We start from the raw sequence: 24129 nt of genomic DNA, 5'->3' as shown, positions 1-24129 counted from the left end.
TTCCTATGTTATATTTGCCATAGAGGTGAATTTCCTGAATGGTAAATGTGAATAATAACCATTTGAGGTGATTTACATGAACTCCACTAAAGGGGGTCGTTCAAAGATGGTTAGTATGATCAAACCCATTAGAGCAACCAAGGTTGAATTTAAAAACGAACGTGAGATGCAGAACTTTATTGATGAGGCGATGCGCCCATCTAAGAATAATAAGGAAAACGACCGCATGCGTGAGATGATGCGGAAGCATAGGGAGCAAAGGACGAAAAGGTAAATGCAACTGCTTACTTGTGAGGTTATTTCTGATGAACATATGGAAGAAGTACGAAATTTTAAATGTTCTGACGAGATAAGCGTAGAGAACTTCCTAAAGGAGCAAGCATTAAAACTGCAGTACATGAATAGTGCAGTTACCCGATTGTATTTTGACGAAAGTCAAAATCTAATCGGGTATTTTACATTACATAACGACCTTATGGAACTTAGTAATGGGCAGCGAACAAAACACAAGATTGATAATGTGGTTGACGTAAGAATGGTTCCTGCCATTAAACTCCACTATTTAGGAGTTGATGAGAGATATAGAAATAGAGGAATCGGTGAGTCTCTGCTTTTTGAAGCACTTGATACAGCTATCCAGGTATCTGAATTAAGCGGATGTAACTTTCTTACTCTAGAGTCGTTTGAAAGTTGTGTTGCATTCTATCTTAAATATGAATTCAAACGATTGAATAAATCTGGAAGGCTTACGAATATGTTCTACAACTTAGCTAACTTGAAAGGATAAAGAAGTTATTTGTAATATTACAAAGTTGAAAAACAATCTATTTGAGCTGTTGGGAGAGAAACCAACGGCTTTTTCTATTCGAGCTAATGCCACCTTGGAGTTTTGATGCATTTGAAATCTGTACTCTATGTTTATTATGGACAATAGGTCTCAGGAAACGTTTAACACATAAGGGTTTTCATTGAAAACCCTTATTATAAACGCTATTATAAAAGGAATTTACAACAACAACTTGGAGGTCATAACATGTATGTAGTTCTAGGCGGTATTACAGCTATCATCGCATTTATTTTCTTTATTGTCATTCTTGCAACTGGCGGTGGCGGGGACTATCCAATTGTAGCATGGGTTCTGTTTTTTGGATTTGGAATTGGTTCGTGGTATTTCTATAAGAAAAACAAAGAAATGGAAGAAGAAAAAATGGAACAGAAGCGGCATGAGACGGATGATAGGTTAAAGCGCATTCCTAATTACAAATCTTCTCAGAGATATACATCAGCAAATGGAGATGTTACATTGTCAATCGATGAGACGAACAAGCAAATCTCATTCGTATCCCTTCATTCATTCAAAGATAGAGTATACAGCTATCAAGACATTTTAAAATCAGAGATTGTGACTGATGGTATAAGCGTTACGTCTACGAACAGGGGAAGCCAATTGGGCGGCGCCTTATTGGGCGGTTTGCTTGCTGGCGGCGTCGGGGCTTTAATTGGAGGACTTTCCGGCTCGACGACAAGCCAAGAAAAAGTGAAGAAGATTGAATTGAACGTAATTGTCAATGATGCAGCTAACCCGGTACATAAGATTGCCTTTTTAGATTCTGAATTTTCCGCATATGCAAAGGACAGTCCGGAATATAAAGACGGTTACAATACAGCGTATCATTGTCATCAATTAATTGGAGTTCTTATCAGACAAGCCGATGAGGAGGACAAGCGAAAAGAGACTTCAATAATTAGCAATAATGATCAAGGCAATATGTCTGTTGCTGATGAAATTAGAAAGCTTGTTCAACTAAAAGATGAAGGAATAATAAGCGAGGATGAGTTTGAAGTACAGAAGAAGAAGCTGATAGGCTAGTGATCAATTTGTGTTAAGAATACATAATGTTGAAAATAACAATTATTGATGGACTCTTTTCCAAACGCTAGAATATATGTTGACCTATTAATATAAGGAGTTGGCATAGTGCGTATTAATTTATGGAATACGAGATCAGCAATAATGATTTTAGCAGCATTTATTGTTACAGCGGTTATTTACTCCTATGGAGCCGCAACCACTGCGGACGCTGCTGAGAAGGCAACAACGCTAACTATTGAACAAGCGAGATCCAACCAAAAAAGAATTTATAGTAGAGATGGTCATAAGATGTTTGTCCGGGAAAATGGTTCAGTAGCGGTGTGGGGAACAAAGCTGTCCGGAGAACCGTCAACTCCAGATAAACTGCGTAACGTCATATCCGTTACATCTTCCGGAAACGTGGCCTTCGCGTTAAAGAAAGACGGAACGGTTGCTAAATGGGGAAAAGAAGATAATATTGCTGATTCCTTAAAAGGCACAAATCCTGCTAAAGCTAAAGATGTCGTTAACATATCAGCAAATAACGGCACTCTGTTTATGGTACATAAGACCGGTAAAATTTCCTTTTATCATTATACCGATGACGGAGGGGACGCAAAGACCAAGATTCCGAAAGGATTAACGAATGTATCCGACGTCTCAGCTGGTCCTTATCATGTGCTCGCTCTGAAATCAAACGGAACGGTCGTTGCATGGGGCAAGGATCAAATGGGAAATACCCTCGTGCCGAAAGGGCTGACGAATGTCGTCGATGTCGCAGCTGGGTGGAGCGTATCGGTTGCTTTGCGAAAAGACGGCACTGCAGTAGCTTGGGGGAGCGGCATGAAAACCGATAAGATGCAAGTCGCGCCCTACAAGGACATTGTGGCGGTTTCCGCTGGTGCAAATGAAATATATCTTCTTCGATCTGACGGTTCAGTAGTCAAATGGTTAGAGGATAAATATGCTGCGCACATTGAATCAACCAAATTGTCAGCAGTGTCGCGTTATTCTGAGGATGGATTGCTTGGCATGAGCCAGGATGGCTCTGTTGTACGTCCAGACATGATGAGCACAGTACCATTCATCCCCGCAGAAGGAACAACATCCATTGCTTCTCTTTCTGCAAATGATAATGATTATTTAGCCGTAAAGGAGGACGGGACAGTCGTAAGTTGGGCGAAGTTTTGGCCGTATGAACCTCGTTTGGCTAAAGCCCCGAAAACAGCAACAGGCATAGCAGAGGTATCTATATCGAGGGATGACCATGCTTTGGCTTTAAAAAAAGACGGGACCGTCATTGCATGGGGTAACAATGATTATGGACAATCCAATGTACCGTCCGATTTACGCAATGTTAAGGCAATTGCAGCCGGATATGAATATTCGCTGGCATTAACTGCACAAGGGACGGTTGTTGGATGGGGCAACAAGAAATTTGGGAATACGGATATTCCTAAAGAATTGACGGATGTCATTGCTATAGCGGCAGGAGGGCCTAATCTGGCTTTGAAAAAGGACGGGACGGTCGTTGCATGGGGGTACAATGCGAAATCGCTGCCTCTACAAATGCCTGCCGCAGTTGCGCTTGCAAGTGATGATGAATATTCGGCTGTATTACATGATGACCATACAATCACGCTGTGGGATGAATTCAATCATGTGACTAGAATTACAGCTTTACAAAATAGTAAAAATGCAATTACCTCCATAAGCAGTGGATATTTCACCGAATTATGGGTGTTGCTGGACAATGGGACCGCAATTGCTTATGACTGGAGAACTGGCATTGAGGTCAAGCGCTACGAAAATACGGGTCTAAAGCAAATAATAAGAAATATGGGCGTCACCCAAAATGGCGATACCGTTAAACTAGGTCTCGATGATTATAGCAGTCTCGTTTCATTGAAGAAATTGAATGCGATAAAATATTTATTTGTGAACGAAAATGTCCGCTTTATTGTAGGCAAAGATAATCGTATAACGATTCAAGGCTATGCTGATTATTTGTATAATCTTCCTGGCGATATACAGAACATTGCAAAGTATTCGGTTTCCAATAGTCACGGATTAGCGTTGACGACACAGGGAAAGGCTGTAGGTTGGGGCGGGGTCAATGGCATGCACATCAATGGAGATTTAACATATAGACCTGAGGCCAAAATACCGTCCAGTTTGGGAGCCGTTAAGGATATCGTCGCCGGAAATGATTTTTCGATGGTATTAACAAAGGATGGAGAAGTAAAGGTATGGGGAACTTACCCTCCAGAGGTTAAGAAAGTACCGGCAAATGCGGTAAACGTCGAAGCCATTAGCGCGGGGACTTATCATGCTGTAGCCTTGAAAAAGGACGGTACTGTCGTAGAATGGGGAGATTCCGACCGAGAGAAAATGCCAAAAGGCCTTTCGAATGTAAAGGCGATTGCAGCGACAGGCTCGGAAACAATGGTGTTGAAAAATGACGGTACAGTTGAGTGCTGGGGAGTATACTGCGATTCGCCGACTAATATTAAAAATGCGATATCCATTACAGGCGCAAACGGGCATTTCGTAATCTATTGCAAGGACGGAACGATAATTGATTACGGAGGTTATTATTATCCATCCAAAATAACGAATGTCGATAAAATTTTCCCATTATCGAAAGGTACGTTGGTTACAAAGAAAGACGGAAGTACGGTCATTTGGGGAACTGGAATACCATTTAAGCCTTAATGCAATCGTTAACGAAGGAGCTCGCATACGTTCTATGAACGTTTGCGAGCTTTTTTTCTGCGTGCAAGGGGCTCATAAGGTATAGATTGGGTTTTTATATGATTCTCTCGTTTACATACGAAGTTAATATGGGATATATTTGAAATGAAGAACTATGACATTTGAACTATAGGGTGACATCATGATGGTGAAGCAAGACGATTTATACAAAGTGATATCGGCTGTATCGGAAGATGTGCTGCTAGAGTTGTCGTCTTTCATTCATACAGCAGAATGGCGGACTCTGGCTTCAGATGCTAAAGATGTTCCGATCATCGGAGTAATGGGCGAGTTCAGCGCAGGAAAGTCAACGTTTATTAATGCGTTGCTTGGAACTGAGATTTTAAAGACAGATATTCTTCCTACGACTGCTGTTGTAACGTTCATTAAATATGGCGAGCAGGAGAAGGTTGTAGCCTATGACAATGAAGGCAAAGCTGCAGAATATCCGCTATCTATACTAGACGTGTTAACAGCTGAGGGTGACGAAGGAAACGATCTCCGCAGCACTTTCGATTATATCGAGCTCCAATTGCCGAATGAGCGGCTGCAAACGATGACGTTAGTCGATACGCCGGGATTTAATGCAGGCAATGAGCTGCATACCGCTCGCTCCAAACGGGTACTGGAGCGATTAGATGACGCGATGTGGCTGTTCATGTTCGGACTTGTCGGCAAGGAAACCGAACGGCAGTCGATTCAGTCGCTTTGCGAACAGACTTCCATCATGCCGCTCGGCATTATTAATGGCATTGATAAGGCGGAGGAGTACTCTTCTGAACCGTTGGATCCGGTCAAGTATGCACGGGCGGAGGAAAGAAAATTATCCGAATATGTTCGCGGAATGATCGGCGTATCTTCTTTGGACGCGCTTCAAGCTGCAGATAGCGAAGATTCAGCGCATTGGTGGGAATTAAGCCGATTTGGTCTGCTGCTGGAACGATTGGCGGAAGATCACCGTGAAAGCCGCGCATCAGTCCTCACTAAGAGACTGGAAAGAATGGCAGAGCTTACGAATCAACTTAAAGTGCAGCTTGAACAACAGATGGAAGCATACGGCATTCGTTCATGTATATTAAGGCTCACGGTAGATGGAGAGAAGCAATTGAGCGGTCTGGATCAGTCGCAAACGCTTCTAATCGAAAAGCTGATTGAAATCAATGACAGCGCAAGCCAGTTGGATGAGTTTCTGACGAGACCTAAAGATTCGTTCGTGAAGCAATGGATGCAATGGATGACAGCTAAAGAGTCTTATAATGCTGCATTAAATAGATTGGCTGCGGGGTCGGGTGAAGTAACGCGTCAGCGACAGAAGCTCGCAGCCAATGAGAAGGCGCTGCTGGAGAAACGCCGCCAAGCGCTTGCCAAGCATCGGGAAGTTATGGGATACGGGGCTGGCCGGGTGAAAGCGTTGTTTGCTCGCAAAAGGGCCGTAAAAAGCGTTCGACTGTTATGGGAATCCGTTGAGACGCATTATGGGAAATACCTCTCATCAAGAGCGGATTTATCGACGGCTCTTGAAGTGCTTGCAATGGATTTCGAGGAGCAGGCTTCAAAATTGGACAGCATGCTGGAGCAAAAGTATGAGCAGCTTCTAAATGGAGCAATTGCTGCGACATTCGAATATCGCAAAAAGGTTGAGAAAACGGATAAGGCAGTTGCTGGAGATCTCCGGCTTCTGGATCGCTTTTTACCAATTCGAAGATTCCAATTGACATTGGGCGAGCATTTATCGGAACTGAAAGAAGCGGAGACACATACGGCCGGAGCAGCCGCAGCATATGAAGCGCTGCTTGAGCTGCGGCAAATGGATGTATATGCAGACTTGGCAGAGCGTATCAGGGGACGGTTAAAGAAGAAGGATCCCGATGCATTTGATCCGAACACGGTTCAGCGCGCTGTACCAGCGGAATGGAAAGCGATCGCAAGAGATGCGCTCCAGCGCGACCGCGATATGCCTGAAGAGATTGACATTCAAATCCGGCGGCCGATTTATTGGTTCGGCAAGCTCCGTCTCGTTCTTCTCCTTTCAGCAGCCGTGTTTCTATTCGTCACATTCACAAACGACCGCGAACAAGCCCAGTTGAAATTTGATCATGCGGTGTCGCAAGTGTCGGAATGGTTCGAATCTGTATTTGTGGAAAGCTCGATGGACGAACCGGCAAGCGAGAACGATGGGCAGCAGCAAGCGGACGATGGAGTTATCGGATACGCTGTCGTTAAAGCGGCGGAATTGAACGTACGAACGACGTATTCTACTCAAGGAGAGGTCGTCCGTACATTGCAGCAGGAGGAACGTGTCGATATTATTGGCGAAATGAACGGATGGCTGCAGATCGGGAAGAACGAATGGATCAGCGGCAGCGACAAATATGTTCAGTATACGCAACTGGAGGAGTAGACTTCATGAACTTGAAAGAAGCGGGCACGAGCAAACAGCGCACTATCGACCTATATAACCAAAGGCGTCAGCAGGCAGTCGATTTGCTGGAGGAGCTTGAAGCAGCGGCAATTCGATTGCAATTCAATCGCAAAGCGGAGGATTTATCCGCAGCCGTGAAAAGAATGAAGGACGATCAATTCGAGGTTATGGTTGTCGGCGAATTCAGCAGCGGAAAATCTACGTTCATTAATGCGCTTCTCGGTACGGATGTGCTGCCGACTGCGATTACGCCTTGTACCGCCTTATTGACCCGAATTGCGTACGGAACTGAGCAAAATATTCGGATTATTAAGCGCGATGGCGGCGAAGAACGATTGTCGAAAGAGGCATTCCGTCAATTAATTGCCCCTGATATTCCCGATGACAACGAAGAGGATCGGCTGCGAGCCAGACGAGAGGCGGAGCGCATCGCCAGCATCGCTTACGCGGACGTACAAATGCCGACTTCATTAGGCAGCGACGGCGTTATTCTCATCGACAGTCCCGGTACGAATGATATGGATGCCGCCAGAGAGGCGATTACAAACCATTACATTCCGAGCAGCGATGCGGCGATTTTTGTTATTCACGGAATGAGGCCGTTGACTCAATCGGAGAAATCGTTCTTGTACCGGATTAAAGATGCGGATATTAGCAAAATCTTCTTCGTCGTAACGTTCAAGGATATGCTGCGGACGGACAGCGACAGAATAAGAGTGTTAGAGCGAGTGCGCAATGAGGTTAATGATATTATGCAAACAGAGCATGTATTTCTCGTATCTTCCAGGCATGAGCTGCTGAATCAGCAGTATCCCGGAGGACTAGGCATGCCGACGATGCGCACGCCTCTTCTCAAGCAAGAGGAGACGGGATTCCGCGAGCTTGAAGAAGGGCTTCAACGCTTTTTGGCGGTTGATCGCGGCGCGGCAAAGCTAGGCAAGCCGATCAGCAGAGGAATACGGATTATTAACGATATGATTCGGTATCACATCGAATTTGAAAGACGGACGCTGTTGAATCGGATGACAGACGCGCAGCAATCAATAGGCGGGCTTCGCGAGCAGCTGGAACGAACGCGCAGTCAAGGCATTCAAGCGATTGCGGCGATGAGAAACCGGCTGAGCGCGGACGGGGTTGAGCTGCAGCAATGGTATAAGGGTGAGCTGAAAGCAGTCGCTTCCTTTGCATCAGAAGAGATGGAACGAGTATATAGGCATCATAGCAATACTGCGTTAACGAAAGAGACGATTGAAAAGAAAACGGCAGTCCGGGAGAAGGAGCTGCAGACCGAGCTGGAGAAGCGAATGCGGTCCTATGAAGAACAAGCGATTATTCGCGCGAACAAGGACATGCAGGCGGAGCTCGGCCGCTATGAAAGCTTGCTTGGCGGAATGCTGGGCAGCGAGTTTAGCGCCGGTACTGATTCTAACGATTATAGCAATGGAATGGATAACGTACCGTTATCAGGCTTCCATTCTCCTCTGGCCAATATGATGATTGACAAGGCGGATGAACTGCTTGATAGGGGCGGTTTTCTGCGCGGGGTAACAGGGATCGGAATAGGAATTGCAGGGGCAATTGTAGAGGGGGCCGCCCGTTTATTTGGATGGCTGTTCGGCAGCAGCAAACCTTCTCCTTATGAGCAATTGAAGGAAGAAGTAGATAATCGCTACAATAAGCCTATTTCAGACAAGTGCAAGCAGCTTGAGAAATACTGGACGAATCGAACGCAGAAATTAACGGACGGCTATGAGCAGGGAATCGAGCATAGCACAGACGACAGCCGCAAGCAGCTGGACAGCGTTGTCCGCAATTTTCAATTGAGCGAAGAGGAAACAAAGCGAAAGCTGGAAGAGCTGGAAATGCAGGAGCAGGCGTTGAAGAATATTGCCGTTCGGCTGCAAGTGCTCAATGAGGAGGTGCAGCAACCATGCTAAACGTTAATGATAACGAAAGCTTTTCCACACATCCATTAGAGCTGCAAGAATGGTTGATAAGGCTTCAGCAAATATGCGCAAAGCATGAGTTAAGCGGCAATGCGAAAGCGGCAGAACGTTTGAAGGCTGAGCTGGAGTGGCAATCTTTGCGTATCGTTGTCGTCGGGGAGTTCAATAATGGCAAGTCTACGCTTGTTAATGCATTAGTTGGCGAACGGTTGCTGCCAATGGACGTTACGCCGACAACGGCTCAAATTCATTGGATGGTTTCGAATACGGAAGAAGCGCGTCGGGCTGAGATTCACTACGAAGACGGAACGGTTCAATCCATCGAGGCAACAGAACAATCGCTTCAGCATTGGTCTGCTGACGGGGACGACAGCAGCGGTTCGACAGCGGGTATCTCGGGAATCGAATTGCACATGCCGATGCGCGGAATCGAACAGGGAACTGTCATCGTCGACACGCCGGGACTAAATGATTTGAATGAGATGCGCTCTGATGTTACCTATCAGTATATTCCGAGAGCTGACGTTGTCATTGTCGTTCTTCATGCGCTTCAGCCTGTTAGAGCAACCGAACGCGAATTTTTGGAAGAAACGCTGCTAAAGGCGGGGCTCGACCGTATCGTGTTCGTTCTCAATTTTGCAGATTTGACGGACGGAGCGGAGGTCGAAGCGCTAAGCGCGGCGAGGAAGAGACTGCAATCTATCCCTTCTTTTGCACAGGCAGAGCCGCTGCTCGTGTCTGCTTTAGAAGGCTTCGAAGCGCGCATGGACGATAACGATGCATTATGGGAATCGAGCGGAATGGCATTGCTTGTAAAAGAAATTCAGCGGCTTTCCGAGAAAGGGAGCGCAGCCGATCTCCGGTGGAAGAGCAGTTGCAGAAGCGCAGAGCGTTTGCTGCATGATGTCATTGATGTATTGGAGGCGAGGAGTAAAGCCGCGCTCTTCAATCGCGACGAGCTTCAGGCTGAGCTCGAAGAGCTTCGCCGCTGGAGAAACGGTTGGACCGAGCGGCAGCAACTGCTTCAAGGTTATGTTGAGGACCGCCGAATCGAGCTTAAACAGATGGTTAGTAAATCGATTCTTTATATGTTCGAAAGCATGACTGAAGATTTGATGGAAATGACGGAATCCTATCAGGGCGGGGATCTGGCTAAATTCGTGTCTGTGGATGTGCCGCTTACCGTCAAGCGCCGGTTGAAGGGCTGGATTGAGCAGTACGGCTATCGAATAGACGAGCTGTTAGGCAAGCTCGCCGATCAATTGTCGATTGGCCTATCCCAATCGTTTGGGGGCGATATTCGGCTTCGTCCGGTAACGATCGATTTGTCTGACGTCAGGGTAGATGCGGATGTCACTGTGGAGAAACGCACTGACCCTATGGTGAAATCAGGGCTTATCGTAGGCGGCGTCAGTGCGTTAGCCGTCTTGCTTGGCGGTCCAATCGTCGTTCCCATCATTACATTAAGCGGATTGCCGCTGGTGCAAAAAACGATAAGGGATCGTGATTATAAAGCCCAGAAGCCGAAGTTAACGGCAGCTATACGAGAACAGCTGGAACTAGTTGAGATTCGTTTTGCGGAAGAAACGCTCGGTTATGTAACGGACTGTATTAATCGAATTCACAGGTTGGCAGTCGAGCAGTTCGACAAGCGATTGGACAGCTATACTGCTGAGATGGAACAGCAGCTGACCAAGCTGGAGCGATCGGCTACTAACGGAGAAGAGCTGGCGAGACAATTGCGAGATGCCAAGCTTGAAACGGAACTGATGGCTGGCGAACTGAAACGAATTGCAGCCGAAAGGGGAGCAGAGTATGAGCGAGTATAACGGTGTGAACAGCGGCGATCATTCGTTCGCGGGCCATGACCATTCCAGTCATTCGCATCATGATGGATCGGTTTATCATATGGGGGAGCATCATTTTGAACCGCATGCCTACAATACGTTCAGCGGAACAGGCCAAGGGCTCGATTTTTCAGATATGATGAAGTGCCCGGATCCATTGTCCCAGTCGCATTCTTATCAGATGCAGCCGATTGATTGGAATCATGTCCACGTCGTAAAGCCGCATTATGTACATGCTTACGTAAAGTCCGACGGCACTTTTGTCGAAGGGCATATGCGAGGAGACGAAACAGGCGGTTACTTGCGATCCAATCCGGACGGCGATCCAACGAACAATTTGAATCGATAGCAAATGAAAAGGGCTGCCTAATGGCAGCCCCTTTTGATTGTTTCAACTAGTTCTTGCTAAGCTTGTAATAGCGGTAAATTCGATTGTCCAGCTCGATTTCGCTTTGAAACGCAAACCCGCATTTTTGGATCACTCGATTCGACGGAACGTTAGTGATCTGCGCGATTGCGACCAGTTGCTCTACGCGGACATGATCGAATAAATAATCGATTAATCCTCTGGCAGCCTGCGTTGTGTAGCCTTGATTGCGATGTTCGCTTGAAATGCCGAAGTAAATTTCTCGGTTTGGAGAAGGCAATTCATCTTTGATTCCCGTGCCGCAAACGCCGATAAATTGGCCTGTACGCTTGGAGACGATCGCTAGTCGCAAACGCAAATCTCCAATATCTTCATTAGAGGATACAGCATCCAGAAATCGCTTGTTTTCAGGTATTTCATAATTGCTGATCCACTCTGCACGCTGTTCCTTGGCAACATTCCAGTCCATTAAAAACGCATGAAAATGGGGTTGCCACGTTAGATTGTGCAAGGCGTCCAAATCTTCAACCAAATATTCTCTCAAAATAATATCTTCGCACTCTATCGTAAAGATATTCTCGCGTTTTTGCTGTAAATTGCTCATTTATTTATATCCTCCTAGGAATAGAAGGTATACAAAGCGATATAAGAGCAGGCTTACCGCAAGCTAAGCAGGAGATCACAAGGATCCGCCTGCATCATGCGATAAGACACACCATGCTTTGCATCCTTGTAATAGTGAAAAAAATATAGGCTATCAACCATTACAAAGTTGCTGGCATCGTGAATCCTCCTTTTCATATCGTCACCAAATTGTAAATGATTTTTCAGTCGTTTTCAATGAATTTCCAATAGAATGTCGAATGAAGGGATTATTGTTCTTTTGTGGAATAAGTCTAAAGGACTATTAATTATTTTTCGATATGTAATTATTTAGGTTTATAGAAGGGGAATTGGGATGGACAAGCTGAAGCAGACAATCGGTTTGACGCCGCAAAGCGGTTATTACAACAATAATTATGTTGTTGCAGACGGAGATAACAAGTATATCGTAAGAGTGCCGATTGCCGATTGCGATGAGATGGATTTAAGAATCATCCCTGAAAAATATGTGCTGGAGTTTCTGTCCGGCAGAGGGCTTCCTGTTCCGCAGCTGCTGGAGGTTCACAGCAATCCGGACTATCAGGTGCATGAATATATAGATGGCATCGTGGTTAACGATGGCTATCCGAGGGGAACGCAGCTGCCGGAATATTTCATTCCTCAAACGGTGAATTTTATTGTCCGGTTATTCGCATTGGATTCAAGCTCGCTGAGAGCGTGGTTCCCGGAGTGGCCTGCAGATGGCGATACGGAGAGCTACTTCCTGCGCATGCTTGAGGAGGTTGAGCATACCTATGCTGCTTTCTGGCCTGAATACGGACATTTGTTCCAACGATACGGCTTGCCCGCACAGCCTTTCGAACGGTTTCGGACTGCTGCCGCTTCGTTGCAAAGCCGTCCATTTGTGCTCGCGCATTGCGATATTCATCGCAAAAACGGTATCCTCCGCGAAGGCGAGGTCATTTTCCTCGATTGGGAATTGGCCTTGATTGCAGATCCGGTCTATGAGATTTCCGTTCATTTGCATAAAATGGACTATCTCCCGGAGGAAGAGGCGCGTTTCCTGCAGCTGATGGAGCGAGAGCTGCCGATAGAGCTTGCCGCTGGCTTTCAAGCGGATTTGCAGCTTTACCGCGAGCTTGAACAGGCGAAATCGCTAATTGTTGATACGGTGCGGTACTCGAAGCAACTGCAATCGAATGAAATCGATAGGCGGGAAAAGCTAGAGCTTGCAGACAAGCTTGAGAAAAAGCTTAAACAGGCTTCGTCGTTCTGGAATGTGGAGCTGTTCACGGCGCAGCAGCTGTTTGCCATGCTGTCTTAATAGACGCTTGCATATTAGTCGGAGGGATAGTCGAGATGGAAGACCAATATAAAAATTTGATTTTGCAGCGTTATCCATTTCCCATTGCAGTGTATTACAAAAGTCTTCTGCAAAAGGAACGGATGAAGGCCGGGATAGCGAATGACAAAGTTTTGTTCGACTTTAGCATCTATATGTTCGATATGATGAATCGTTTTCTTGCAGTTCTGGCGCTTAGCAATTACGTGCACGAGGGCGCATTCTCTCAAGAGCTCAACCAGAGGCTGGCGCAGAAGCTCACGAAAAAGCTGTCCATGGGCGATTGGCTGGAAATATTGCGAGAGACGGTGCGGGCGTTCGGGAACTGCCGGGAAAAGCTGTTCATGCCGGAGTTGCTTGAATTTCTGTTCACAGTGAAGCCGAACGGCAAGCTTGAAGAGAATGCAACGCTGAAGCAGTTTGCCTCACTGCTCCAAATCCGCAATAAGAAATATGGGCATACGCTTGGCAGCGCGCTTGCCGAATATGAGAGCTTGTATCGGGAAAATATGCTAATGCTGCAAAGCATTTTGCAAAAGCTTGAGTTTCTTGACCGCTACGACCTCATCTCGCCGATCGGAACGGACGGCAAATCGGTAACCAGCTATCAGGTGCTTAATGGGGAGAACATTGCAGTAAAATATGATTCGTTAAAGATGGATCAGCCGGCTATGGAGGGTGAAATATTTTACCTGAAAAAGAACAACGGCGTATACAACAGCCTTAAGTTGACGCCTTTCTCGTATTTTGACACGCAGTACGAGAACGAGGAGTCTTATGTTTATTTCTACGATGAAGTCGACCGGAAGAAGGATGTCATCCGCAAGTTTATGTTTTTTGGCGTTGCAGGAGCGACAAAGTATACTACGCACGCTGTGGAAGATAACGACGAGCAGCGCCAGCTGTATCGGCAATTCCGGGAATTGCTGTTCCCTCTTCTCGGCGGAGAACGCGGCACCTTTGCGGAAGAGCCGGCTCGCATCCCCCGCCGAAACTATTATTTCGCGAATCAGATAGATTTGATCGTCAATTACCGCAGAAGATTCATCGGTCGAGGTCATATCCTGGAGTCTGTACGTACGTTTATGGAAGAACAGCCTTCGGGCTATTTGCTGCTAAAGGCGGCGCCGGGCCAAGGCAAAACGGCAGTAATGGCTTGCGTTTCCGACCAAGAGCAATACGTGCATCATTTCGTATCGAGCAACGGCGGATGCAATAACGAGAAAGCGATGATTCAATCGCTTTATTATCAGATTAGCGGCAAAATGGGTCATGAAGTCGACGATATACAGGACGATCCCGAGGAGCTGAAGCGGGATTTCATTAATCTGCTTGCGGCATTCTCGGCGTTTTGCGCAACGAACGGCAGGAAAGAAGCGATTGTGATTGACGGATTGGACGAGCTCAGCGGGGTGGAAAACGGCGTGAAGCTCGCGTATTTTCCGGATTATTTGCCGCAGCATATTTATGTGCTGGCAAGTTCAAGATCGATACAGGGATTGGAGTCGCTTCATTCGAGAATAAACAAGGAATTGGAACTGGACGAGCTTACCTATGAGGAGACAGAAGGCATTATTCTGGCCTCGATTCCTTCGGCTTCCCACGGTTTAATTCTGCAAATCTATAATAGCTGCAAGGGAAATCCGTTATTTTTGCAATGTATCGTAGAAAGCATCAAAGGCGGCGGCGACTTAAAGGACAACATGGGCAAAATACCGAATTCGCTCGATCTGTTTTTCCGGAATTTGATGATCGAATTGCGCAATGCGGAGGACCAGGCGAAATTGAGCATTATGGGTCTGCTCGTAACGGCTCGCAACGGTCTCAGCATTCCGGAGCTGGCGAAGATGATTGGCGTTACGCGGCATCATGTGCATGCAACGATGAGAAGCTTATCTGGTTTTCTCGCTCAAACAGGTAAAAAATTTACGATTTTTCATAAAAGAATTGTAGAAGTGCTGCTTGAAGATGACGAGTATGCGTTCGATGAGGAGGAAATAGCGCAATACCATCGGATGATTATCGATTATTGCATGCCTTATCAAGAGAAGGAGAGCGACTACGCCTATCGCTATTTGCCGTTTCACTTTCATGCGATTGGCGATTTGAAGGGCATTTTGCAGCTCAGGGAAGATATTGAGCTTTTCCGCGATGCGATTACAGCGCTGCTTGTAGAGCTTGCCCTGGCTTATGGCGTATCGCCCGTCAAGGCTAGGTCGCGAACGGACAGGCTGTATAGTTTATTTGCGGAGAGCAAGGACTCGGAGCTGTACCGCATTGTGATCGACGCTTTCGAGCAGGTAATTGCTTTCGGCTGTTTCGATTTCTGCGTGCCGCATTTAGAAACGATGGAGCGTCTATGGACGCGGGACGAGGAGCCGGAGCTTCGAATAAAGCTGCTCTACCAGCTGGCATGGATCGATCGCGAGAAGGGTCATCTGGAGAAAGCCTACAATACGTTCAACGAGATTCAGGCTAATATTTCCGATGTTCTTGACCATAGCTTCCGTATTAAAATTGGCATGCAGCATGCGAACGCCGCGCGAGAGTTCGCGCTTCCGGACGTTGCGACGCAATTGTATAAGGAAACGTTAGAGTTGTGCTCGGTCATTCATGACCCGGACAAGTATTTGGATATTAAGCAGTTTTTGAATGATGGGCAATATGTAAGAAGTCTGTTCGTCGAAACCCATGCGGAGCTGCAACAGGATATTGCCATTGCAAGGGAGAAGGGGCTGCTTGCACAAGAGGCGGACATGCTGCGGCTCGAGGGGCAAATTTATTATTTGCTGGAGCAATTCGCAAATGCCAGAGACAGCTTCAATAAAGCGTTAGCGTTAGTGAGCAAGCTGAACGATAAAATCCGCTTGGGCAGAATCTACAACAACCTTGCTCTGGCATTCGCCTATATCGATCCGAAAGAAACGGAAACGTTCGGCAAGCTGGCGCTTCAGCTGAATACGGAGCTGTCCGCCAAGCTGGAATTGGGCAAGAGCTACGAGGCTTTGGCTATTGCGGCGCGGAGAAAAGGGCAGCTCGAGCTTTCGCGCCAGCACATGGAGCAGGCGTTTAGCTTGTTTGAAAATGCAGGCTATCGGTCGGGCCTCGCCTTCGCATTCCATCACCATGCGATTTTGGCGCTTAAGCAGAGCGATCCGGCACAAGCCATTCAGTATGCCGAACGTTCGAATGAATATTTGAAACGGCGCAAGGTGCCCAGCTATCCTGTTCTGATTGCGAAGAACGCGATACTGCGGCAAGTTGCGAATGAACGAATGGGCCGGCACAGCCAGGAGTCATTAGATAATGAACCGTTGTATCAAGCGATTACGTCATTTGAATCTAAGGATGAACTGTTCAGACGGTTTAGAAATCAGATTGTGGAAGAATGTTTATCGGAGGAAGTGCAGTGGGAACGGTAGATTCTAAATCATTATTAATTCATAGAGTGATGAATGAACTTGCAGACAGTCTGCTTAAAGTGTTCATTCCGATTATGATTTACAAAGAAATGGGCAGCATCGGCTATGCGGCTGCTTATTTGGGCGGCTATTATTTGCTTCAATCCTTGCTTAATATGGTGCTGGGCCGGTTTATGACAGCCAAGCCGATCGTATTCATATTGCTCCGGCTCCTTCCCGTACTGGGTACGCAATATTTGCTGTTGGAAGGTCAGGGGTACGTGCTCTTATACGGCTTGATTGTGACAACCGCACTCGCAAACGCCTTTTATTGGATTCCGTTGAACTATTTGTTCGCGGTATCGGCAGGCAAATCAGTCGGAAAAGCGACGGGCCGTTTTCGCGCCGCATCTGTAGCGGGCAAAATTATCGGGCCGGGCGTTAGCGGCATTGTGCTGTCCTACTTCGGAGTTGCAGCCGTTTCCGTCGTTGCGGTCGCTTTCTTCGTCGTCTCTATTGCAGTGTTGCTTTTCTCCATTTTGAAAAACGGACAGAATGGAATGTCTGCGGCTGTGCCGGAAAAAGCGGCAACGGAATCGGTAGAGGTATCGGCCGAGCCGATCAAGCCGCTTGATTGGAAATCCCGCTTGTCGGCGCTCCGGGTATATATAGCGTCATCCGTGCTTTCGGGATTTAACGATACAGCGGACATTTTTTGGTCGCTGTACGTCTTTTCCGTATCTGCCGCCTTTATCGATGTCGGTTTTGTCGCTGTATTTATACAAGTGGGCGTGCTCTGCGCAAACCTGTTAATCGGTAAATTAACGGATATCCGAAAATGGCTGCTGCCGGCGCTCCTCCCATTGCTTGCGTATGCAATCATATGGTCTATTAGGCCTTATGCGATGGAGCCGCTCAGCGTATTTGCATTGTCTGCGCTTGGCGGATTTCTAGCGCCGTTTTTCACCATTCCGGTATTCGCCAATTTTATTAAGGACAGTAAAGGGACAAATGATCTTGCCGGTTGTCTCGTAGCGAGAGAGGTTTCGATTAAGGGTGGCGGCGCGGTCTCGATCGTCGGCTATCTGGCAACGGGATTGATTCATGTTCCGTTTATTTTCGCCAGCGTCGCCTCGTTGCTTCTCGCAGTGCCGCTGATGCAAATTTTTAATCGGGTAAAATCGGCTGACGGCACCGTAAAGGCCGTTAACAAATAAACGATTGCAGAACGTACATTCGCTGACAATCACTTGTCACTTCCGACCGTCATAATAATCATTAGAAACAACTGGACGGGAATGGAACTGAGAATGGAGCAAACGGTATACGTCGCAATTACGACGAATGTAGGGCTGGCGGATCTGAAGGAGGGGATAAAATGATGAAGTACAGAAATTTATTCATGAGCATACTTACTCTTTTATTAGGTGTATTGGTCTACCTCATCATGTCTCCTGACGATCCAACCTATTTGAAAATTGCTATGCCTTTCGTATCTGTATTTTGCGTTTTTTCTGGATTGTTTGGATTGTACACTTTCTTTCGCAAACGTTAAATTCAACCAAACGCCTTCGATGAACGAAGGCATTATTGTCGGTTTGCGGACTCGAGCCTTATAATGACTAGATAGAGTGATATGCAAATTGGAAAACCTATAACGGAGGCATTCTGCGAAATGGCAAAAGAACATTTAGTGACCAGCATGGAAGATAAGCTATGGGCGGCAGCCGACAAGTTGAGAGGCAGCATCGCTTCATCCAAATATAAAGATGTCGTGCTCGGCATCATCTTTCTGAAATATATTTCTGACCGCTTCGACCTGCGCTACAACGAATTGGTGGCGGAGGGCGACGGCTTTGAGAACGACCGCGATGAATATGAGCGGTTCAATGTGTTTTACGTTCCTGAGAATGCGCGCTGGAAGCATATCATCGAGCATGCGACCAAGCCGAACATCGGCCAAGTGATTGACGAGGCGTTTATTGCGATCGAGAAAGAAAATAAAAACCTGGCCGGCGTATTGCCAAAAATATATTCGGGAGCCGATATCGACCAACGCCGCGTAGGCGAAGTGGTTATGGTGTTCGAAAACTCGGATACGTCGCTCATTGAAGAGGACGCGCTTGGTCGCGTCTATGAGTATTTCCTCGGCAAGTTTGCCTTTATGCTCGGCCAAGGCGGCGGTGAATTCTACACGCCAAGCAGCGTTGTGAAATTGCTCGTCGAAATGATCGAGCCGTTCGAGGGCACGATCTATGATCCGTGCTGCGGTTCGGGCGGCATGTTCGTGCAAGCGCAGAAATTCGTGAAGGCGCATGGCGGCAATGCGTTCAACCTATCCGTATACGGTCAGGAGCTGAATGCGGAAACGCGCCGTCTGGCGACGATGAACCTGGCGATTCGCGGCATCGAAGCGAATCTTGGGAACACGCATGACGACACGTTCCATGGCGATCAATTCAAGGACGAGAAATTCGATTATATATTGGCGAATCCGCCGTTTAACATCAGCGACTGGGGACAGGACAGCCTGCTTGATGATTCGCGTTGGAAATGGGGCATGCCTGCCCGGGGCAATGCCAACTATGCTTGGCTGTCTCATATGTTGACCAAGCTGAAGCCGTCCAAAGGCGTTGCCGGCATCGTGCTGGCGAACGGTTCTTTATCGTCGCAAACGTCGGGCGAGGGCAATATTCGCGCGCAGTTTATTGAAGAGGATTTGGTCGACTGCATCGTGGCGCTGCCGGATAAATTATTTTTTACGACCGGCATACCGGTCTGCTTATGGTTCCTGCGCCGCGGCAAGAAGCGGAAGGGCGAGGTGCTCTTTATCGACGCGCGCGACAAAGGTTCGATGATCAGCCGCAGATTGCGGGAGCTGGAGGATACGGATGTCGCTTCGATAGCGGAGACGTATCATAAGTGGCTGAACAACGACGGTTATGCGGACGAAGTGGGCTTTTGCAAGTCGGCAAGCCTCGAAGAAATTCAAAAGCATGATAACGTGCTCACTCCGGGACGCTATGTTGGCGTGAAGGAAATCGAGGATAGCGAGCCGTTCGAACAAAAGATGGAGAAGCTTGTCGCCGAGCTTGCCGATCTCATGTCGGAGTCTTCTGAGTTGGATGAGAAGATAAAGCGGAGTTTGGGGGCAATTGGGTATGAGTTTTGAATTAAAAAAATTAAGCGAAGTAACGACTAAAATCGGAAGTGGTGCGACACCTAAAGGAGGAAAAGAAGCTTATTATAGTACGGGTATTCCGTTTTTAAGGAGTCAAAATGTACTGGATTTTCAATTTAGTCATAATGGCTTAGCATTTATTGATGAGAATCAAGCTCATGATTTAAGAAATGTTACTGTTGAAGTGAATGATGTTCTACTTAACATAACTGGTGATTCAGTAGCACGATGTTGCATGCCTGATAAAAATGTTGTTCCTGCACGAGTGAATCAGCACGTAGCAATCATTAGAACAGATCCTGATCTTGCAGATTCAAAATTTGTTATGTATGCATTATTGAATCCTTTAGCAAAAAAAAGTCTCTTATCGTTGGCTTCGCATGGAGGGACAAGAAATGCCCTAACAAAAGCGATGATAGAGAATTTTGAGATATCGCTTCCGCAAATGGAGATACAAAAAAAAATAACTTCATTATTGTCAACCCTTGATGACAAAATCGATCTCAATATCCGCGTGAACAAAGTCCTCGAACAAATGGCTCAGGCCATATTTAAGCAATGGTTCGTTGATTTTGAGTTCCCGAATGAAAACGGTGAGCCTTATAAATCTAGTGGTGGCGAGATGGTATGGTGCGAGGAAATAGATAAAGAGATACCGCCTGGTTGGAAAATAGAAACTATTGAAAATGTAACTAGTTTTGTATCAAGAGGTATTGCTCCTAAATACGCAGTTGATTCGGACAGATGGGTAATAAATCAGAAGTGTATAAGAGCTGGAGCACTTACTTTATCGCTTGCAAGACCACATGAAAGTAAGGTTAGTTTAGAAAAAATAGTTCAGTTTGGTGATATTCTAGTTAACTCTACTGGCACGGGAACTTTAGGCAGAGTAGCACAAGTGTACGAGCATTTGGTGAATTTTACAGTTGATTCTCATGTAACAATTATCCGTCCGAATTTAGAGAATGGTATCGGTTTTTTAGGTTGTATGTTGAAAAATATGCAATCAACATTTGAAAATGCTGGGACTGGAAGTACCGGACAAACAGAATTAGGTCGCGAAGTGATTAAACAAATGAAAGTATTAATTCCAGACGCAAAATTAATTAAAAGTTTTTCGGAGATCTATCATTCTTTTTCAGAAAAGATGATTCGCGCTCAAAAAGAAAACAGTAACCTATCCTCCCTCCGAGACACCCTCCTCCCCAAACTCATGTCCGGGGAGATCGACGTGTCGGAGATCGAACTCTAACAACAGATAGGCGGTGAAGCCTTTGTTTAACGAAGATAGCTTGGAAGCTGTCGTCCTGGAGCTGCTTCAAGACGAGCTTAACTATAAAGTCCAGAACGGTTACGAGCTTGCCCGTGACCCGCATACGGTTGTGCTGGAAGAGGACTTGCGCGATGCGCTGTACAGCCTCAACCCATCCTTGTCCGAGGAAGTGATCGAAGCTGCGCTGCGCAAGCTGCTTTATATCGACGATGCCAGTCTGGTTGGCGCTAATCAGCAGTTTCACCGCTATCTGATCGAGGGCGTGCGTATCGAGGTATACGGGGAGGATGTTCCTTCCCGGATCGTCCGGGTGATCGACTTTGACCATCCGAACAAAAACAGCTTTAAGGCTGTCAATCAGTATACCGTCATCCATAAAGCGGAGAAGCGTCCGGACGTTGTCGTGTTCGTAAACGGCTTGCCGATCGTCGTGATCGAGCTGAAATCGGCGGTGCGCGAGGATGCGACGATCCATGACGGCTATTTGCAAATCAAGACGTATCAGGACATGATCAAGCCGCTGTTCCAATACAACGCCTTCAGCATTATTAGCGATGGGGTCAATGCCCGTTTCGGATCGATAACAGCTGATTATGACCGCTATATGCAGTGGAAGCAGGCAGATCGCTATTCGCCTATCGTCGATGAACCGCATATCGCCCAGATCGGCACTCTGATGAAGGGGCTGCTCAACAGAGGGCAATTGCTCGATATTATTCGCAATTTTAGCTTTTTTGCCGGCGGCAAGGCCAAAATCATTTCCGGCTATCATCAATATTTCGGGATGAACAAGGCGATCGACAGCGTCGTACGCGCCGTTGACGGCGACAAGCGCGGCGGTGTCGTCTGGCATACGCAAGGCTCCGGCAAGTCGTTCTCGATGGTGTTTCTGTCTGCGGGTTTAATCTCGCGCCTGAATAACCCGACGATTGTCGTCGTAACGGATCGCAACGATCTTGACGAGCAAATCCACGGCACCTTCAGCAGCGCGGCCGATTTTCTCCGCCAGGCGCCTGTTCGCGCCGAGTCCCGTGAAAATCTGATCGAGCTGCTGGAGCATCGTTCGATTGGCGGTATTTTTTTCACGACGATTCAGAAGTTTACGGAGGAGACGGGGCTGCTCTCGAACCGTCCCGACATTATCGTCATTGCCGATGAAGCGCATCGTTCCCAATACGGAATCGACCCTGATATTCGCATCGACAAGAAGACGCTCGAAGCCGAGCTCGTCTACGGCTACGCCAAATATCTCCGGGACGCGCTACCGAATGCGACGTTTATCGGCTTTACAGGGACGCCGATCGATTCCCATGACAAATCGACGATTGGCGTTTTTGGCGAGCTGATCGACGTCTACGATATGACGCAGGCGAAGCTGGACGGGGCGACGGTCGATTTGCATTACGAGAACCGTCTCGCCAAGGTGCATTTGGATGAGGGCATTCTCGATCAAATCGATCACGAAGTCGCAAACATTGAAGCTCAGGGGCTTACTCCGGAGAAAATCGAGAAGCTGAAAAAGGATCTCGTGACGATGGAGGCAGTGATCGGCGATGATGATCGGCTTAATCTCGTTGTCGACGATATTCTCGCTCACTATGAGATTCGCAAAGATATGTTGAAGGGAAAAGCGATGATTGTGGCTTATTCCCGCAAAATCGCTTATAAGATGTACCAGCTCATCAAGCAAAAATCGCCCGAGCTTGCCGATAAAGTGGGGCTGGTTATGACGGACAGCAACAAAGACGAGCAGGAGATGCGGGATCTTGTCGGCAACAAGCAGCACCGGCAGACGCTTGCGAACCAGTTCAAAGACGAGAAAAGCAATCTCAAGATTGTCATTGTCGTCGATATGTGGCTGACCGGATTTGACGTGCCATGCCTCGATACGATGTACATCGATAAAATAATGAAAGAGCATAATCTGATGCAAGCGATTGCCCGGGTCAACCGGGTGTACAAAAACAAGCAGGCCGGTTTGATTGTCGATTATATCGGGCTCAGCAAGTATTTGAAGGAAGCGCTCAATACGTACACCAATCGCGATAAGAACAGCATCCCGGAGATTGAGAAGGCCAAGGAAATTCTCATGACAGAAGTCGAGATTCTGGAAGATATGTTCCATGGCTTCGAATTCTCAAAATATATGAATGCAACGCCGAAGGAACGGTTTGAATTGATCCAGGACGGCGTGGAGCATGTGCTGAAAGAACGGGCTAAGGAAGTATTCATGAAGCATGTCGCGAGAATGCAGAGCGCGTATAACATTTGTGCGACTGCGCTGGATTTTACGGTGCGCGTGCAGGTCAGCTTTTTTATCGCGGTCAAATCCTTTATCGTCAAGGTCGAACGCGACGGCATGCCGGATGTAGAGGCGTTCAAGAAAAAAATTACGGCAATGATCGAGCAAGCGATCATTAAGGACGGCGACGAGGTCGTATCCATTACGGCAAAGAAAGAGAAGAGCTTGCTGTCCGTCGAAAATTTAGAGCGCATTATGGCGATGAAACGGAGAAATGTAGCCGCAACGATTCTTAAGAAGCTGATTGACGATAAAATCAAATGGTTCGAGCAGACGAATATCGTCCGCGCCGGATTTTTCTCCGAGAAGCTGAAGCATATCGTAGAGCGGTACAATCAGGCTGAAGATATTGATGTGCTCATTACGCAGATGATCGATTTCGCCAAGGAAATCGAATCGGCGATCAATGAAGGGATCGACCTTCAGCTGTCGCCGGAGGAGCAGGCATTCTATGACGCATTGGCGAAGCCGGAGCTGGTGAAGGCGCATTATCAATCGGATGTTTTGCGGGAGATGGCGAAGAAGCTGCTTCAGCTCATTGCAGACAACCAAACGCCTGATTGGCATAAACGCAATGACGCGAAAGCGAATATGCGCTCGCTGATCAAAAGGCTGCTCAAGCAATTCAAATATCCGCCTGATGAAATTCCGGAGGCGACCGAGCTTGTCATCAAGCAGGCAGAGCTGCAAATGAAATATAATGCTTACGATTCCAAGCGAAACGTTTCGAACTACTCCGTAGCTGCCGAGAATAACCGTCCTTATACCATCTAAAAAAGAGAAGTCTGCTGGCATTGCGAACTCATTCGTGAGCTCGCAATGCTTTTGGTTATGTAAAT

At 47.0% G+C, this 24129-nt stretch carries 15 protein-coding genes; 14 read left to right on the top strand and 1 reads right to left on the bottom strand.

The window, feature by feature from the left end; translation table 11 throughout:
- Nucleotides 1-106 precede the first annotated feature (106 nt).
- From GOM71_RS18200 to GOM71_RS18165, 8 genes are all read left to right on the top strand, one after another.
- Nucleotides 107-274, top strand: coding sequence for a hypothetical protein (locus tag GOM71_RS18200; protein ID WP_156283623.1), 168 nt, complete (start codon nucleotides 107-109; stop codon nucleotides 272-274).
- Nucleotides 275-787 (top strand): GNAT family N-acetyltransferase, encoded by a 513-nt coding sequence (locus tag GOM71_RS18195; protein ID WP_156283621.1) that lies wholly within the window; start codon nucleotides 275-277, stop codon nucleotides 785-787.
- A gap of 246 nt (nucleotides 788-1033) precedes the next feature.
- Entirely contained in the window at nucleotides 1034-1870 is an 837-nt protein-coding gene (locus tag GOM71_RS24500) for an SHOCT domain-containing protein (RefSeq protein WP_156283619.1), read from the top strand.
- A 108-nt stretch (nucleotides 1871-1978) separates the two neighbouring features.
- The gene (locus tag GOM71_RS24495; protein WP_156283618.1) at nucleotides 1979-4567 is read left to right on the top strand and encodes an RCC1 domain-containing protein; all 2589 of its coding nucleotides are present in this window, start codon (nucleotides 1979-1981) and stop codon (nucleotides 4565-4567) included.
- Between the two features lie 181 nt (nucleotides 4568-4748).
- Complete coding sequence (locus GOM71_RS18180) at nucleotides 4749-7007, top strand: dynamin family protein (RefSeq protein WP_156283616.1); 2259 nt, start codon at nucleotides 4749-4751, stop codon at nucleotides 7005-7007.
- A 5-nt stretch (nucleotides 7008-7012) separates the two neighbouring features.
- Complete coding sequence (locus tag GOM71_RS18175) at nucleotides 7013-8965, top strand: dynamin family protein (protein WP_173275787.1); 1953 nt, start codon at nucleotides 7013-7015, stop codon at nucleotides 8963-8965.
- A complete protein-coding gene (locus GOM71_RS18170) occupies nucleotides 8959-10803 on the top strand; it encodes a dynamin family protein (RefSeq protein WP_156283612.1) in 1845 nt (614 codons plus the stop codon). Before GOM71_RS18175 ends, GOM71_RS18170 begins: the two co-directional genes overlap by 7 nt.
- Nucleotides 10790-11170, top strand: coding sequence for a hypothetical protein (locus GOM71_RS18165; protein ID WP_156283610.1), 381 nt, complete (start codon nucleotides 10790-10792; stop codon nucleotides 11168-11170). Before GOM71_RS18170 ends, GOM71_RS18165 begins: the two co-directional genes overlap by 14 nt.
- 46 nt (nucleotides 11171-11216) lie before the next feature.
- On the opposite strand, the gene GOM71_RS18160 is transcribed toward GOM71_RS18165, so the two are convergent.
- A complete protein-coding gene (locus GOM71_RS18160; RefSeq protein ID WP_156283608.1) occupies nucleotides 11217-11792 on the bottom strand; it encodes a GNAT family N-acetyltransferase in 576 nt (191 codons plus the stop codon).
- 354 nt (nucleotides 11793-12146) lie between these two features.
- Between GOM71_RS18160 and GOM71_RS18155 the strand changes: the two genes are divergently transcribed.
- The 6 genes from GOM71_RS18155 (at nucleotide 12147) to GOM71_RS18130 (ending at nucleotide 24064) form a co-directional block, all read left to right on the top strand.
- Nucleotides 12147-13115, top strand: a complete 969-nt coding sequence (locus tag GOM71_RS18155; RefSeq protein WP_156283607.1) for a phosphotransferase family protein — start codon at nucleotides 12147-12149, stop codon at nucleotides 13113-13115.
- Between the two features lie 35 nt (nucleotides 13116-13150).
- Nucleotides 13151-16555, top strand: coding sequence for a P-loop domain-containing protein (locus tag GOM71_RS18150; protein ID WP_156283606.1), 3405 nt, complete (start codon nucleotides 13151-13153; stop codon nucleotides 16553-16555).
- Nucleotides 16543-17751 (top strand): MFS transporter, encoded by a 1209-nt coding sequence (locus GOM71_RS18145; RefSeq protein ID WP_173275784.1) that lies wholly within the window; start codon nucleotides 16543-16545, stop codon nucleotides 17749-17751. The genes GOM71_RS18150 and GOM71_RS18145 overlap by 13 nt, the downstream gene beginning before the upstream one ends.
- 458 nt (nucleotides 17752-18209) lie before the next feature.
- Complete coding sequence (locus GOM71_RS18140) at nucleotides 18210-19706, top strand: type I restriction-modification system subunit M (protein WP_156283603.1); 1497 nt, start codon at nucleotides 18210-18212, stop codon at nucleotides 19704-19706.
- A complete protein-coding gene (locus tag GOM71_RS18135; protein ID WP_156283601.1) occupies nucleotides 19696-20967 on the top strand; it encodes a restriction endonuclease subunit S in 1272 nt (423 codons plus the stop codon). The genes GOM71_RS18140 and GOM71_RS18135 overlap by 11 nt, the downstream gene beginning before the upstream one ends.
- A 22-nt stretch (nucleotides 20968-20989) precedes the next feature.
- Nucleotides 20990-24064 carry a type I restriction endonuclease subunit R gene (locus GOM71_RS18130; RefSeq protein ID WP_156283599.1) on the top strand — a complete coding sequence of 1025 codons (3075 nt, stop codon included), beginning with the start codon at nucleotides 20990-20992 and terminating at the stop codon, nucleotides 24062-24064.
- The last annotated feature ends 65 nt before the right edge of the window (nucleotides 24065-24129 follow it).

The organism is Paenibacillus sp. NEAU-GSW1 (assembly GCF_009737085.1).
Lineage (GTDB): Bacteria > Bacillota > Bacilli > Paenibacillales > Paenibacillaceae > Pristimantibacillus.
This window is presented reverse-complemented; position numbering and strand designations above follow the sequence as displayed.

What these genes read in the sequence shown, in the direction of transcription:
- GOM71_RS18200 (WP_156283623.1), top strand. Translation starts at nt 107, where the DNA reads ATGGTTAGTATGATCAAACCCATTAGAGCAACCAAGGTTGAATTTAAA.
- GOM71_RS18195 (WP_156283621.1), top strand. Translation starts at nt 275, where the DNA reads ATGCAACTGCTTACTTGTGAGGTTATTTCTGATGAACATATGGAAGAA.
- GOM71_RS24500 (WP_156283619.1), top strand. Translation starts at nt 1,034, where the DNA reads ATGTATGTAGTTCTAGGCGGTATTACAGCTATCATCGCATTTATTTTC.
- GOM71_RS18180 (WP_156283616.1), top strand. Translation starts at nt 4,749, where the DNA reads ATGATGGTGAAGCAAGACGATTTATACAAAGTGATATCGGCTGTATCG.
- GOM71_RS18175 (WP_173275787.1), top strand. Translation starts at nt 7,013, where the DNA reads ATGAACTTGAAAGAAGCGGGCACGAGCAAACAGCGCACTATCGACCTA.
- GOM71_RS18170 (WP_156283612.1), top strand. Translation starts at nt 8,959, where the DNA reads ATGCTAAACGTTAATGATAACGAAAGCTTTTCCACACATCCATTAGAG.
- GOM71_RS18165 (WP_156283610.1), top strand. Translation starts at nt 10,790, where the DNA reads ATGAGCGAGTATAACGGTGTGAACAGCGGCGATCATTCGTTCGCGGGC.
- GOM71_RS18160 (WP_156283608.1), bottom strand. Translation starts at nt 11,792, where the DNA reads ATGAGCAATTTACAGCAAAAACGCGAGAATATCTTTACGATAGAGTGC.
- GOM71_RS18155 (WP_156283607.1), top strand. Translation starts at nt 12,147, where the DNA reads ATGGACAAGCTGAAGCAGACAATCGGTTTGACGCCGCAAAGCGGTTAT.
- GOM71_RS18150 (WP_156283606.1), top strand. Translation starts at nt 13,151, where the DNA reads ATGGAAGACCAATATAAAAATTTGATTTTGCAGCGTTATCCATTTCCC.
- GOM71_RS18140 (WP_156283603.1), top strand. Translation starts at nt 18,210, where the DNA reads ATGGCAAAAGAACATTTAGTGACCAGCATGGAAGATAAGCTATGGGCG.
- GOM71_RS18135 (WP_156283601.1), top strand. Translation starts at nt 19,696, where the DNA reads ATGAGTTTTGAATTAAAAAAATTAAGCGAAGTAACGACTAAAATCGGA.